The sequence below is a fragment of the Enterococcus sp. DIV1279b genome (assembly GCF_050531515.1).
Classification (GTDB): Bacteria; Bacillota; Bacilli; order Lactobacillales; family Enterococcaceae; genus Enterococcus_D; species Enterococcus_D casseliflavus.
In genome coordinates, this window is the sequence record NZ_CP172891.1 from 3,448,377 (window position 1) to 3,462,138 (window position 13,762).

The following is a 13,762-nucleotide window of genomic DNA, read 5'->3' on the forward strand; positions in this document are numbered from 1 at the left end:
ACCCCATCGGATTAGTTGGGTTCAGTGGCTTTTTCGGGATCAGTTAGAGGAATACCAATATAAAAGGTGGTTCCTTTAGGCGTACTTGTAACATCGATCAACCAGTCGTTTTTTTCCACGATCGAAGAGACAGTGAAGAGTCCTAGACCAGTACCGCCAGTGGCACTCTTGGTCGTGAAAAAGCGGGTAAAGATTTTTTCTTGGATCGCTTCTGGTATGCCGGGACCGTTGTCGGCAATTTCGATCAATGCAAACTCCTGTTGCGCGGAGAAAGCTTGCTTACGAAACAGAAAGGTGGCGCTTTCTGTCGAAGTGCGGCTCAAGCGAATGCTGCAGTCGGCATTTGCTTGGTATACATTCATCAACAAATTGTAAATAATGACTTGCAGATCGATCTTCTCGTAAACGGCATATCCTACTTCTTGGATATCATACGTAAGGGAAAAGGCTTTTGGCAACAGTGCGCGCATAGTATCGATGGCTTCTGTCAAGGTGGCGGCAATCGACTGCACAGTTTTGTCGGTACTTTCGAGTTTCGAAAAACGCAGCACATTGCTAGATAACTCTTTGCCTTTTTCTGCTGCTTTACAGACTTCTTGCAAGTCCTCCACTAAGACTTGATCGTGTTGGTTTTCCTCGATCAGCAATTGCAGATGACCAATCATGGGCGTCAAAAAGTTGTTTAGGTCATGGACGATCGAGGTCGTTAATAAGCCAATGGTTTCCAGTTTTGATTCTTGCAAAATGTTTTTTTCGATTTCGTGCTTTTCTTTTAACAGCCGTTGTCGTTCTTTCAATGCTTGGTTTTCGACATAGGCTTGATTGCGTTTCATGTAGTTTTTGATCAGGACCGTCAATAAAATCATAATGACAAACAACAAACCTAGTAGGCCGATCAAAATCAAGTTGTCTTGTAAAAAGAGACCGCTTTGCTCCAAAAAATCGGCATTGCTGGCGACGATCAGGCGACTGTCGCCGATGGTGATCCATTGATAAGCAGCCAATTTCAGCACTTTTTGCAGTGTTTCTTCGTTCCACCAATAAGAATAATAGACGGAGGTGCCTTCTTCATTGTCGATTTGTTCTTGCTCCAAGCGCTCAAGATCGGTGAAATCCAGCTCTGGAAATTCTTTTTTGCGGCTTTCAACGATGGAAAAACCAATTTGTTCGTCCGATGGGTGCATAACGATCCGCATCTCGGCGTTTTTGACCATCGTATAGCCGGAGACATTGCGATCGGTGGTAAATTCATGATGGTACATGCGCTGTAGATTCAAAGGCATCACAAGAATCGCTTCTTTGTCGTCAAGGGTTAAGGACTGATACACATTTAGATAGGCCTGCTTGCCATCAAAATAGACTTGCCCATTTTGTACCTGCCGTCCTGCCAATACTTTGTCTAAGGATGGGTCTTTGAATAACAATTCTTGCACCGGCGGGTCTTCTGGTTTATTGACCGCCGTTGCGGTATTTTGGGCGATGACCTGACCTTGTTGGTCGATCAAAAACAATCCGACCATGGCATTGTTCGCAGAATTGATCACTGGTAACGTTAAGGGGCGCTGCAAATCAGCCAAGGCGGCGCCTTCGAGGTGGTCATCGGCATAATTGGTAAGAGCCATGTGGTACGATTCGATACTGCGGCTGATCAGCTTGATCGCCGCTTGATTGACCGTTTCCAACTGCCGCAACCCGACGGTTTCAGCTTGTCTTTGTGCGCTTTTATAACTTGTAAAGGTAAAAATAAGTCCAATCAGTGTAATGAATAAGGTAGCGACCACACTTAAATACAGCCAAAACTTTGATGGCGGTTTCATTGTAAACCCCTTTCATATTTACTATAATACTATTGATACAGGAGGCGGATATTTTGCGAGATGAAAAAATTTTAATCGTTGATGATGACCCTGCCATTCGGCGGCTAATTTGGAAATCTTTACAGTCGACGGGTATTTTGATCTACCAGACCGATTCCGTTGAAAAAACGATTGCGATCAACTCTCGTGTCAGCTTTGATCTTTTTTTACTGGATATCAGTTTAGAGCATGAAAATGACGGCTATCATTTGGCACAACTGATTCGGGAAGAAAACCCCACGGTGCCGATCGTTTTTTTGAGCGGAAAAAGTGACGAAAAAGATATGATCAACGGCTATGAGATCGGCGCCGATCACTACATTACGAAGCCTTTTTCACCAGCACTCTTAAAAGCACAAATCGTTTCGATTCTTGATCGCCGCAACGTGCTGCGAGAAAAAGGGATCGCCAAACCGGAAGGCGATCTGTGCAGCGGCATGTTTCGTTTTGACCAAAAACGCTATCAGTTTTTCAAAAATGATCAGCCCATCAAGTTGTCTTCAAAAGAAATCATGCTGATGCGCTTTTTCATGGAAAATCCAGATCAAGTGTTCTCGAAAGAACAGATTTACAGCAATGTCTGGCAAGATGGCCAATTCGATGCCAATACCGTGATGGTTTTTATCAATCATCTGCGAAACAAAATTGAAGATGAGCCGAAGCACGCCCGCTTTTTAAAAACCGTTTGGGGGATCGGCTATACCTTTTTACCAGAAGGAGACGCCTTCTAGCTGCAAGAAATAAAGCGCCAATGCTAAAAGATCCGCCGAGCCGCCGGGACTCAAATGGCGCGCGATCAACACTTGATCATAGATCGTTAATTCACGAAGCAAGTCTGTATCCGACAGATTGGCTTGGTGAATTTTTTGCATTTCCTGCTGCACTGCCTTCATCGCCTCGTAGCCGCCTCGGTGGACGAGGTTGCTGTCTTCGGTTTCACTCATTAGATAGACTAACCCGCGCAACAAGGAAACGGAGGTTTTTTGCGGTTGCTGCCGTAAGTACTCCAGCAGTTTTTTAACCGTTGGATACCCAGCTGCGGCTTCTCCACGAATCCCCATGGTGCCGTAGGTCAAATAATTTTTTTCCCCGTAAGACAATTGGTCTTTGTGGGTGATTTGCTGCAGGTCTTGCTTGACCAAATGCTGGCAGATATCAGCGGCAAGCTGCAGGATCTGATTGGTATCTTCAGCCGTCAGCTCCGCCTTGCCATTTTGTTGATAATAGACTCCTGTCGCCCCCAACAAAACTGCAAAGGAAAAATTTGCCCCTTTGTGGGTATTGATGTCTTTGGTTGCCCGAAGCATCGCTTCTTCTGCTTCTTGACCGATCCCTCGTAACTGGTCAAATAGCTGGATCAGCGAGCCTGTATGGGCAAAGCCCGCTTGGCTATAGCGCTGAAAAAACGGCGCCAAACAAGTGATACTGTTGATAAAGGTAAACACATTCATGTCCTGATGCGCACCAGAGGAGCAAGGATCTACTAAACCAGGCTTGGGTGCTAACGCTACCTCATAATGCAGCGCATTGACTGCATAGCTGCTGGCGGTAAAAAGACGGGAATCAGTCAATTTTTCTTCGCTCCATTTCAGCAAGAATAAATTGCAGGGAGTGATCCAAATGTTCATGGGTCAACAACGTGATCTGTTCCGTGTCATTGGTTCTCATGCCGCGATAAATCAGCCAATGTTCCGCCAATGCCGCATCCCTTCTTCTAGAAGAGCGAATCGCAATGTCACGAAAATACACGAGGTACGCTTGCAGATCTAGCACGATACTTTTTAACCGCAGCATCTGGCTTTTTTCGTAAATAAACGCATTGAAGTCAGAAAAGTTTTTCAAGACCCCATCCACATCATCCTCACGATTCAGCTGTTCGCCATGTTCTAACAAGCAGCGCATCTCCCGGAAATCCTCCTCACTCATCAAGGCCATTGCTTTGATAGTCGCCAATGTATCCAATGATTTGCGGATATCGTAAATCTCATAAGCATCTTTGATACTGATCCCTTTTACGACGATGCCGATTTTTGGCACATGCTCCACCAGTTTTTCAGCCACCAGCTGAGTCATGGCGTAACGAATTGGGGTCCGGCTGATGTTTAACGTATCGGAAAATTCTTTCTCATTGATGCGAGAGCCTGCGGGAATGTCTCCTAAAATGATGGTTTTTTTGAACGCTTCATAGATCAAATCTTTTAATGGTTTATTTTTGGTCAGATCCAGATTTTTATTTACTGCATCAATAATTGGATTCATGATTTACTCCTATCATACTAAAAACAAATGAGATTTTTGGGAAAAAATAGATATATCGATAAACAAGGAAAACTACCGAGCAAAATGGCAGCCTGCTCGATAGTTTCTTTATGAAGTTACTGTGGAATATAAAACGGCATATGACCTAATAGTACGATCGTAACGACAAAGATCACGAAAATCCCCAGTGCGTATTTCGCCGCTTCTTTTTGCCATTGCCCCATATCTAAGCCAGTCAAGCGCAATAGCAAGTAGATGAAGGCAACCAATGGACTTAACAAGTGGAACGCTTGGCCCATTAAGGACGCCAAGGCCATCTGCATATTGGTGAAGCCATACGAACGACCCGCTTCTGCTAAGACCGGTAGAACCCCAAAGTAAAACCCATCATTGGAAATAAAGAAGGTCCCAGGTGCAGAGATCAGGGCGATAACTATGCCCCAGAAACCAGCCAATTGTTTAGGAATGATTTGCGTGAAACTATTCGCCAAAGCCGTTGCCATCCCAGAGCCTTGGAACAAGCCCATGAAGACGCCCGCTGCAAAAACTAAAATTACTACTTGCACAGCGTCGCCGCCGTTGGCACCGATCCGTGACGATTGATCTTTCAAAATTGGGTAGTTGACCATCAATGCGATACAAGTACCTACAAGGAATAACAAGATTGGTGGTAAAGCGATACTAGAAATAAAGGAGCTTGCTACTAACCAGCCAATCAAGACGATCGTTAAGATACCGTTGAAGACAAAGTTTTTCGGACGGCGGATCGCTAATGTATCAGGATCAGTCACAGTCGTCATTTCTAATATCTCATCGTTCGTCAGTTCCGTAACCCCTAAACGTTTCCGTTCTTGGATCCCCATTCTGCGAGCTACAAAGAAAACCACATATAACAGAGACAAAATCATTCCTGGCAACAAATAAGAAAGAATATCCGCATCAACTTCCAGCACGGCCATTGCTCGGGCAGTCGGTCCGCCCCATGGCAATAAGTTCATGATGGTGTTTTGCAAAATGATCAAGACACCAAGGTTCATCATTTTCATATTCAGCTTCTTGTAGATGGGAATAAACGCAGAACAACAAATCAAGGTAGTGGTCGTTCCATCACCGTTCAAAGAGACCGCAGCGGCAACGACTGCCGTTGCCATCAAGACTTTCATCGGATCGCCTTTAGCAAAATAAATCATTTTTTTCGTGATTGGATCAAACAAACCGGCATCCAACATAATGGAAAAGTACAAAATCGCAAACAGCAACATGATTCCTGTGTTGGCTGTTGTGGAGATGCCCTCAAGGACAAAATCACCGATGTTGCCTTTTTCGGAAACACCAGCAACCATCGCAACGAGGGTAAATAGTAATGGGATAATTACTAAGGATGTAAAGGGTGACATTTTTTTCTTCATGATGACAAACATGAAGACAATAATCATGGCATAGGACAAAATTGTTAAGAACATTTTCTTCTTCCTTTCATGCATCGAAATGTGTAAGCGTTATCAAAAAACATTTTAAAAAAATTACAGGCCCGTAATTTGTTAGCGACAAGCGTCACTAGTTTGTGAATCTTTTTCTTTTATTAAAGGAAATAATGTTATTGAATGCTTTACACGTCTAAGAATAAACAATCAAGAAATAGAAAAAAAGACCCGTTTAAAAAAAGAACAGCAAAAAAACAATTTCTCTTTTCAAATCTTATTTTTCGTTTAAAAAGTTCTTAACAGAATATTAACGCAAGAAAAACCTTGATAAATCAACGTTTATATCGGTTTTTCACTCTTTTTTTAAAAAAGGAACACTGAAAAAACAATTTTTAACCGAAATAAATCTCGCTGATTGAACGGGAGTTTCTATAATGAAAGGGAATGAATCATTGAGAAAGGAGAAACCCATGAATCTTATTAAAAGATTGTTCAAAAAAACGCATGATGAACCTGATGCGCCTGTCAGCTCCCCTTTGAAGCCACAAGAAATGATAACGGATCCACCCGCGTCTGATTGGCAAGAAGTGTCAAGCTATCAACCAGCGCCTGCAGAAGATTATCCACTGGTCAGTCTGATAGCCGCCGCACTAGGGGCTGAATGTTACCCTGAAAGTCAGTTTATCATTCGAAGAATTGAGAAACGCAATCCTGAATTTAAGCGAGTCGCCCTGATTGCTGCCAGTATTGCCGCAAGAGAGCTGCCTGATTCTCAGTTCACAATCAAAAAAATAGCCAAAAAAAATGAAAACAAGTGAGGGAAAAACATGTTACGTAAATTTAAAATAGCGATCGATGGGCAAGAATACCTTGTCGAAATGGAAGAAATCGGTGCGCCGCAACCTACCGCTCCTGCTCCAGCAGTGCCAACACCGGCTCCTGCAGCGGTACCCGCTCAACCAGAGGCAGTCAGCACACCAGAACCAGAAGCCGCACCACAGCCAGCGCCAGCTACGCTTCCTGCTGATGGCGAGCCGATTCATTCTCCGATGCCGGGAACGATTTTACGTCTCTTGGTCAATGTAGGTGATACTGTACAAGAAAACCAGTCGTTGATGATTTTAGAAGCCATGAAGATGGAAAATGAGATCGTGGCACCAAAAGCAGGAACCGTGGTTGCCATTGCAGTCAATGCGGGCGACATGGTCAACCCAGGAGAACTGCTGATTACGATCGGCTAATTTATTGAAAAGGAAGTGACGTAGTGGAAACGTTAATTGAAGGTGTAGTCGGGTTAGGATCGGAGCCGGGACGGATCGTTATGATGTTCATCGGTGGTCTATTGATGTATTTGGGAATCAAGAAAGAATATGAACCGACCTTATTAGTACCCATGGGATTGGGCACGTTGTTAGTGAACTTCCCGAACTCAGGTGTGTTAAGTGCTGGCGGAGAAGCTGGCCCGTTCCAAGTATTGTTTGATATGGGGATCTCAACTGAATTGTTCCCCTTGCTTTTGTTTATCGGGATTGGCGCCATGATCGACTTTGGTCCCTTGCTGCAAAATCCATTTCTTTTGTTGTTTGGTGCTGCTGCGCAATTCGGGATCTTCTTTACGATCATCGTTGCCGTGCTGCTTGGTTTTGATTTAAACGACGCAGCTTCCATCGGGATCATCGGCGCTGCTGACGGTCCGACTTCGATTTTTGTCGCAAATACGCTGAACTCGAAATATATGGGTGCGATCATGGTAGCAGCTTACTCTTACATGGCGCTAGTACCGATCATTCAACCGGTAGCCATCAAAGCAGTGACGACCAAGCATGAACGAAAAATTCGTATGTCGTATCGTGCCGGTGAAGTTTCGCAAACGGCCAAAATTTTGTTCCCGATCGTGATTTCGATCGTAGCAGGGTTAATTGCACCTGTTTCATTGCCACTGGTTGGATTTTTGATGTTTGGAAATCTCTTACGGGAATGTGGTGTCTTGGATCGTTTGTCCATCACTGCTCAAAATGAACTGGTGAATATCATTAGTATCCTCCTAGGTTTATCAATTTCTGTGAAAATGCAATATGAAGAATTCTTACAAGTCGATACATTGATGGTTATTGGTTTAGGGCTGGTTGCCTTCGTGATGGACTCGGTCGGCGGCGTGTTGTTTGCGAAAGTGCTGAACTTGTTCCGTAAAGAAAAAATCAATCCAATGATCGGTGCCGCTGGTATCTCTGCGTTTCCAATGTCTAGTCGTGTCATCCAAAAAATGGCGACAGATGAAGATCCGCAAAACTTTATTTTGATGCATGCAGCCGGTGCCAACGTTTCAGGACAGATTGCTTCGGTCATCGCCGGTGGCTTACTGCTAGCACTGATTGCTTAGGTCACTAGAAAGGAGAGGAAAACTATGAGTCAAGATTTACTGACTTCATTTGAATTGTTGTTATTCGGTTGGGGCGGCGTCTTTGTCGTGATCCTGATCATCTACTTTGCATCCTTGCTTTTGTCGAAGCTCTTCCCAGTAAAAAAATAAAGAAGGCATTGTATGTATACCCTAAAAAGAATCTGGCTGCAAAAAGATCCAGAAGTCTTTTTGCAATGGCAAAAATTGATCACCCGTGCTGGCTTAGCCGTCGGTGAAGAAGTAGCCTATACCGTCGGCATTTTTGACCAGCAAACCTTGATTGCTTCTGCTTCTTGCTATGCCAATATCATCAAGTATGTAGTGGTCTGTGAAAAAAAACGCTCCGAACAGCTGTTGACGCAATTGATTTCGCACCTTAGCGATCATATCAAAGACGAAGGCTTCAGCAAGTCCTTCGTCTATACAGCACCGAAAAACCGCCTGTTTTTTGAATCCCTCGGGTTTCGTGAAGTGCTGGCAGCACAAGACATCTTGTTCATGGAACAAGGCGTTCCTTCTTTTGAAAGCTATGCCCAACAGCTGCAACGGCAGCGAATTGGACAAAACAACGGCGCGATCGTCATGAACGCTAATCCTTTTACCAAAGGACATTTGTACTTAGTCGAAACGGCTGCGAGTCAAAAAGAACAGGTTTATGTGTTCGTTTTATCAGAAGACCGCTCGCAATTTTATACCAGCGAACGGCTGCAGATGGTGACGGATGGTGTGGCTCATCTGCCAAATGTAACGGTGCTGCCGACCAACAACTATCTCGTCTCTTCGGCGGTCTTTCCCAGTTATTTCTTGAAAGAGCAAGCACCTGAGGCGATCGCCAAAAAACAAGCCGCCTTTGATGCAACCCTCTTCAAAGAAAAAATTGCCCCGCTGTTGGCGATCACTACGCGTTTTGTAGGCTCAGAGCCATACTCGCCCGTGACCCAACTCTACAACGAGGCAATGGCTGCCGTTTTTTCACCCGAGCTTGAACTGATCGTGATCGACCGTCTGAAGATCAACCAATCAACCGTTTCGGCTACAAACGTTCGGAAAGCGATTGCAGAAAAAGATTTACTTTCCTTGCAGCAATTTTTACCAGAAACAACGTTCTCATTTTTAATGCAGCATAACTATATTTAGAGGTGATAATAAGTGGAAATCAAAAAAAGTGCGGTTGCTGGCTCTGTTGAATCCAGTGATATCTTGATCGCGATCGAGCCTACCACAACCCAAACCATCGAGCTGACCCTTGATAGCAGTGTCGAAAAACAATTCGGCAAACAAATTCGCGCCGTCATCCTTGAGACGCTGAACCATCTAGGCGTGACCCAGGCCAAAATCACCGCCACCGATAAAGGCGCATTGGACTGTACCATCAAAGCCCGAACTCTGACCGCCGTTCATCGGGCCGCCGAACAAGAACAGTATGCTTGGAAGGAGATCGACACATGGAACGTTTAAGAAGAACGATGATGTTTGTACCAGGAGCCAATGCTGCCATGCTACGGGATGCACCATTGTATGGCGCCGATTCCGTTATGTTTGATTTAGAAGATGCGGTCTCCTTGAATGAAAAAGACTCCGCTCGGACACTGGTGCATTTTGCCTTAAAAACCTTTGACTATTCTGCCATCGAAACCGTCGTACGCATCAACGGCCTCGACACGGTGGGTGCCCTTGATATCGAAGCGATGGTCCTAGCGGGGGTCAACGTCATTCGTCTACCGAAAACCGAAACCGCCCAAGACATCATTGACGTTGCCGCCGTGATCACGCAAGTGGAAGAAGACAATGATCTACCTGTAGGAACCACCAAAATGATGGCTGCCATCGAGTCTGCCGAAGGCGTTTTAAATGCCCGAGACATCGCTACAGCTTCCGACCGTTTGATCGGGATCGCTTTAGGGGCAGAAGATTATGTCACCAATATGAAAACCCGTCGCTACCCAGATGGGCAAGAATTGTTGTTTGCCCGCAGTATGATCTTGCATGCAGCTAGAGCTGCGGGGATCGCCGCCATCGATACCGTCTTTTCTGATATCAATGACACCGATGGCTTTATCGCTGAAACGACTCGCATCAAGCAGCTTGGTTTTGACGGAAAATCAGTGATCAATCCACGGCAGATTCCCCTAGTCAATGGGATCTATGCGCCTTCAAAAACCGAGATCCAACAAGCCAAAGAAGTGATCTGGGCCATTCGCGAAGCCGAAAGCAAAGGCTCTGGTGTGATCTCCTTGAATGGCAAAATGGTCGATAAACCAATCGTTGAGCGAGCGGAACGCGTGATCGCCCTTGCCAAAGCAGCGAAATTGATTACCGAGGAGGAAGTGTAATTATGGTGTTAAACAAAGCAGGAAAAGACATCCCTGAATGCTATGCCAACCAATACGGGGTCTTTGAAAATGAAACGGCCAATATCCATGCCTACAAAGAAGCGAGTCGCAAGATCGAACCAGTCCTGCCGGGCAAAAGCAAGGTCTTGGGCAGTATCCGTGAAGCCATTGAAAAAACAGGGCTAACGGACGGCATGACGATCTCCTTCCACCATCATTTTCGCGAAGGGGACTTTATCATGAATCTCGTTTTGGACGAGATCGCAAAAATGGGCATCAAGAATCTTGCGATTGCCCCTAGTTCCATCGCGAATGTCCATGAACCATTGATCGGACATATCAAATCTGGGGTCGTGACCAATATCACCTCCAGCGGACTGCGGGACAAAGTCGGTGCCGCAATCTCCGAAGGCATTATGGATGCCCCAGTCATTATCCGTTCTCATGGCGGTCGGGCTCGTGCGATTGCCGCCGGCGATATCCACATCGATGTCGCTTTCTTAGGGGCGCCTAGCTCAGATGCTTATGGCAATGCCAATGGTACCGTCGGAAAAGCAACTTGCGGCTCATTGGGCTATGCGATGGTCGATGCAAAATACGCCGACCAAGTCGTGATCATCACCGACACCCTTGTGCCGTTTCCAAATACCCCAATCAGCATTCCCCAAACGGATGTCGATTATGTCGTGGAAGTCGACGCCATCGGTGATCCTGCAGGGATCGCAAAAGGGGCGACCCGTTTTACCAAAAATCCAAAGGAATTACTGATTGCTGAGTATGCAGCCAAGGTCATCACCAGCTCGCCTTACTACCAACAAGGCTTCTCCTTCCAAACCGGAACAGGCGGTGCCGCATTAGCCGTTTCTCGTTTTTTACGCGAAGCGATGATCAAAGATGAGATCAAAGCCAGCTTTGCCCTCGGCGGCATTACCAATGCCATGGTGGAACTGTTAGAAGAAGGATTAGTGGAAAAACTGATCGATGTCCAAGACTTTGATCATCCTTCCGCGCAATCGCTAGGGAAAAACACCAATCATTACGAGATCGATGCCAATATGTATGCCTCACCGTTAAGCAAAGGGGCGTTTATCAATCAATTGGATACCGCCATTCTTTCCGCACTGGAAGTCGACACGGATTTCAACATCAATGTCATCACCGGTTCTGACGGTGTGATCCGCGGTGCCTCTGGCGGCCACTCAGATACCAGTATGGCGTGCAAAATGAGCTTAGTGATCGCTCCTCTTGTGCGGGGACGGATCCCAACGATCGTCGATACCGTCAACACGATCGTCACGCCAGGCGCCAGTATTGATGTCGTCGTTACGGAAATCGGGATCGCCATCAACCCTGCTCGCGAAGACCTGATCAGCCATTTTGAAGCATTGGATATTCCCCAATACACCATTGAAGAGCTAAAAGAAAAAGCCTACAGCATTGTCGGTCAACCCGAACCAATCAAGTACGGGGAAAAAACCGTCGCTTTGATCGAATACCGCGATGGCACGATCATTGATGTGGTCAAAAATGTCTGATGCCCTATTTTCAGGAACCCCTGTGACGCTAATCGACATGCTGCAGGCACGAGAAAATAGAAGCTCCCTTCAACGGGAGCTTCTCGCTGCGGATGAAAAAGCGGCATTGCTTGTTGCCACCATGAATATTCCCGGTCCCGTGAAAAATTCTGCCCCATTGACCGCCGTTTTTGAAGAACTCATTACGGAAATCGAAGAGACCGTCAAGGAACTGATTCCACTGGCAAACCTCTACCGTAGTTTGGAAACTGGACCGGAATATTATCTCGTACTGCCCACAGATCCTTATGAACTAAAACGAATGATGGTTCAGATTGAGACCCATCATCCTTATGGTCGATTGGTGGATCTGGATGTCTTAGCCAAAAACCAAGACCAGCTTTTACCTATCAGCCGCACCGAAATCGGACTGCCGGCAAGAAGCTGCTACGTCTGTGAACAAGATGCCAAAGTTTGTGGCCGTTCTAGAACTCATAGCGTAGCAGATATGCAGCAGCAGATCCGTAAAATCATTCAGGAAAGAGTGAAAGAATGAAAAAAATCCAATTTACCGAAACCGTCTTGCGGGACGGCCAACAAAGTCTGATCGCCACGCGAATGCCTACCAGCGATATGCTGCCGATTTTAAAAACCATGGATCAAGCAGGCTATCATGCCCTTGAAATGTGGGGCGGCGCAACCTTCGATGCTTGTTTGCGTTTTTTAAATGAAGACCCATGGGAAAGATTGCGGGCGATCCGCAAAGAAGTGAAAAAGACCAAACTGCAAATGCTCTTACGGGGACAAAATCTCTTAGGCTACAAAAACTATGCCGATGACATCGTTGCTGACTTTGTGACCAAATCGGTCGAAAACGGCATCGACATTCTTCGTTTGTTTGATGCCTTAAATGATGTCCGCAATTTAGAAACCGCCATCCGCGCCACAAAAGCAGCCGGTGGACACTGTCAAACGGCAATCTCTTATACTACTAGCCAGATCCATACCGTGGATTACTTCGTTGACCTTGCCAACAAAATGGCAGACCTCGGCGCAGATTCTATCTGTATCAAAGATATGGCAGGCGTTTTGACGCCGCAAACCGGCTACGAGTTGGTCAGCCGAATCAAAGACGCGGTCGATCTGCCGCTGGAAGTCCATACCCATGCCACCAGCGGCATTGCTGAGATGACTTACTTAAAAGTTGCGGAAGCCGGTGCAGACATCATTGATACCGCCATTTCCTCTTTTGCTGGCGGCACCAGTCAGCCAGCAACCGAATCTGTGGCAATCGCCTTAGAAGATTGCGGCTTTGCTACGGGACTTGATTTGCAGAAAGTCGCTGAGATCGCGGAACACTTCAATCCCGTTCGTGATCGTTTCCGCGAAGAAGGACTACTGAACCCGAAAGTCAAAGACATCGAACCCAAAACCTTGATCTATCAAGTACCTGGCGGCATGTTGTCGAACCTACTCAGCCAATTGACGGAACAAGGATTGCAAGACAAGTATGAAGAAGTTCTAGCAGAGGTACCAAAAGTCAGAGCGGACTTGGGCTATCCACCGCTAGTGACCCCATTGTCGCAAATGGTCGGCACTCAAGCCTTGATGAATGTGATTTCAGGAGAACGCTACAAACTTGTCCCAAGTGAGATCAAAGATTACGTCAAAGGATTTTATGGACAATCGCCAGCACCCATCAGCGAAGAAATCAAAGAAACAATTATCGGAGATGCTGAAGTGATCACTGTCAGACCAGCTGATCTACTGGCACCACAACTGCCAGCCTTTCGGGAAGAAATCGCTGAGTATGCCAAAAGCGAAGAAGACGTGCTGATGTACGCCCTCTTCCCTCAGCAAGCCCAAGACTTTTTAGGCCGACGAGAAGATCCCTTTTATGATGTCCCCGTACAGACAGTGTCTGTGAGGATTGCGGTGGATTAACAATGAAGCCAGAAATAGAGAAAACAACTTA

General features: G+C 45.9%; 15 protein-coding genes. 11 read left to right on the forward strand and 4 right to left on the reverse strand.

Annotated elements, in window-relative coordinates:
- Positions 1-11: 11 nt before the first annotated feature.
- Positions 12-1,817 carry an ATP-binding protein gene (locus IGI71_RS16395; RefSeq protein WP_430615963.1) on the reverse strand — a complete coding sequence of 602 codons (1,806 nt, stop codon included), beginning with the start codon at positions 1,815-1,817 and terminating at the stop codon, positions 12-14.
- Positions 1,818-1,870: 53 nt separating this feature from the next.
- Between IGI71_RS16395 and IGI71_RS16400 the strand changes: the two genes are divergently transcribed.
- A complete protein-coding gene (locus IGI71_RS16400) occupies positions 1,871-2,587 on the forward strand; it encodes a response regulator transcription factor (protein ID WP_005230498.1) in 717 nt (238 codons plus the stop codon).
- Here IGI71_RS16400 and citG read toward each other — a convergent pair.
- The 3 genes from citG to IGI71_RS16415 all read right to left on the reverse strand — a co-directional run bounded on the left by citG (position 2,564) and on the right by IGI71_RS16415 (position 5,578).
- Complete coding sequence (gene citG / locus IGI71_RS16405) at positions 2,564-3,427, reverse strand: triphosphoribosyl-dephospho-CoA synthase CitG (RefSeq protein ID WP_430615964.1); 864 nt, start codon at positions 3,425-3,427, stop codon at positions 2,564-2,566. The genes IGI71_RS16400 and citG overlap by 24 nt on opposite strands.
- A complete protein-coding gene (locus IGI71_RS16410; protein ID WP_005233081.1) occupies positions 3,420-4,115 on the reverse strand; it encodes a GntR family transcriptional regulator in 696 nt (231 codons plus the stop codon). Before IGI71_RS16410 ends, citG begins: the two co-directional genes overlap by 8 nt.
- A 116-nt stretch (positions 4,116-4,231) precedes the next feature.
- Entirely contained in the window at positions 4,232-5,578 is a 1,347-nt protein-coding gene (locus IGI71_RS16415) for a CitMHS family transporter (protein WP_167827245.1), read from the reverse strand.
- 395 nt (positions 5,579-5,973) lie between these two features.
- On the opposite strand from IGI71_RS16415, the gene IGI71_RS16420 reads away from it, so the two are divergent.
- The 10 genes from IGI71_RS16420 to IGI71_RS16465 are packed head-to-tail and all read left to right on the forward strand — an operon-like array spanning position 5,974 to position 13,731.
- Entirely contained in the window at positions 5,974-6,357 is a 384-nt protein-coding gene (locus IGI71_RS16420) for a hypothetical protein (protein WP_430615965.1), read from the forward strand.
- 9 nt (positions 6,358-6,366) lie between these two features.
- Complete coding sequence (locus IGI71_RS16425; RefSeq protein ID WP_375826745.1) at positions 6,367-6,780, forward strand: acetyl-CoA carboxylase biotin carboxyl carrier protein subunit; 414 nt, start codon at positions 6,367-6,369, stop codon at positions 6,778-6,780.
- Between the two features lie 23 nt (positions 6,781-6,803).
- Entirely contained in the window at positions 6,804-7,919 is a 1,116-nt protein-coding gene (locus tag IGI71_RS16430) for a sodium ion-translocating decarboxylase subunit beta (RefSeq protein WP_010748903.1), read from the forward strand.
- A 24-nt stretch (positions 7,920-7,943) separates the two neighbouring features.
- Positions 7,944-8,069 (forward strand): OadG-related small transporter subunit, encoded by a 126-nt coding sequence (locus IGI71_RS16435; RefSeq protein ID WP_008381833.1) that lies wholly within the window; start codon positions 7,944-7,946, stop codon positions 8,067-8,069.
- Positions 8,070-8,081: 12 nt separating this feature from the next.
- On the forward strand, positions 8,082-9,077 hold the full coding sequence (gene citC / locus IGI71_RS16440; RefSeq protein ID WP_430615966.1) for a [citrate (pro-3S)-lyase] ligase: 996 nt from the start codon (positions 8,082-8,084) through the stop codon (positions 9,075-9,077).
- A 12-nt stretch (positions 9,078-9,089) separates the two neighbouring features.
- Complete coding sequence (gene citD, locus IGI71_RS16445) at positions 9,090-9,398, forward strand: citrate lyase acyl carrier protein (RefSeq protein ID WP_005230465.1); 309 nt, start codon at positions 9,090-9,092, stop codon at positions 9,396-9,398.
- Positions 9,386-10,273, forward strand: a complete 888-nt coding sequence (gene citE / locus IGI71_RS16450; RefSeq protein WP_213357214.1) for a citrate (pro-3S)-lyase subunit beta — start codon at positions 9,386-9,388, stop codon at positions 10,271-10,273. The genes citD and citE overlap by 13 nt, the downstream gene beginning before the upstream one ends.
- A gap of 2 nt (positions 10,274-10,275) precedes the next feature.
- Positions 10,276-11,808 (forward strand): citrate lyase subunit alpha, encoded by a 1,533-nt coding sequence (citF, locus tag IGI71_RS16455; RefSeq protein ID WP_430615967.1) that lies wholly within the window; start codon positions 10,276-10,278, stop codon positions 11,806-11,808.
- Positions 11,789-12,343, forward strand: a complete 555-nt coding sequence (gene citX, locus IGI71_RS16460) for a citrate lyase holo-[acyl-carrier protein] synthase (protein WP_430616362.1) — start codon at positions 11,789-11,791, stop codon at positions 12,341-12,343. Before citF ends, citX begins: the two co-directional genes overlap by 20 nt.
- Complete coding sequence (locus IGI71_RS16465; RefSeq protein ID WP_430615968.1) at positions 12,340-13,731, forward strand: oxaloacetate decarboxylase subunit alpha; 1,392 nt, start codon at positions 12,340-12,342, stop codon at positions 13,729-13,731. Before citX ends, IGI71_RS16465 begins: the two co-directional genes overlap by 4 nt.
- Positions 13,732-13,762: the final 31 nt, after the last annotated feature.

Bases quoted from the DNA above. Each gene is read 5' to 3' on its own strand.
- citF (WP_430615967.1), top strand. From the start codon at position 10,276: ATGGTGTTAAACAAAGCAGGAAAAGACATCCCTGAATGCTATGCCAAC.
- IGI71_RS16435 (WP_008381833.1), top strand. From the start codon at position 7,944: ATGAGTCAAGATTTACTGACTTCATTTGAATTGTTGTTATTCGGTTGG.
- IGI71_RS16465 (WP_430615968.1), top strand. From the start codon at position 12,340: ATGAAAAAAATCCAATTTACCGAAACCGTCTTGCGGGACGGCCAACAA.
- IGI71_RS16415 (WP_167827245.1), bottom strand. From the start codon at position 5,578: ATGTTCTTAACAATTTTGTCCTATGCCATGATTATTGTCTTCATGTTT.
- citC (WP_430615966.1), top strand. From the start codon at position 8,082: ATGTATACCCTAAAAAGAATCTGGCTGCAAAAAGATCCAGAAGTCTTT.
- IGI71_RS16410 (WP_005233081.1), bottom strand. From the start codon at position 4,115: ATGAATCCAATTATTGATGCAGTAAATAAAAATCTGGATCTGACCAAA.
- IGI71_RS16425 (WP_375826745.1), top strand. From the start codon at position 6,367: ATGTTACGTAAATTTAAAATAGCGATCGATGGGCAAGAATACCTTGTC.
- IGI71_RS16420 (WP_430615965.1), top strand. From the start codon at position 5,974: ATGAAAGGGAATGAATCATTGAGAAAGGAGAAACCCATGAATCTTATT.
- IGI71_RS16395 (WP_430615963.1), bottom strand. From the start codon at position 1,817: ATGAAACCGCCATCAAAGTTTTGGCTGTATTTAAGTGTGGTCGCTACC.
- citE (WP_213357214.1), top strand. From the start codon at position 9,386: ATGGAACGTTTAAGAAGAACGATGATGTTTGTACCAGGAGCCAATGCT.
- citX (WP_430616362.1), top strand. From the start codon at position 11,789: ATGTGGTCAAAAATGTCTGATGCCCTATTTTCAGGAACCCCTGTGACG.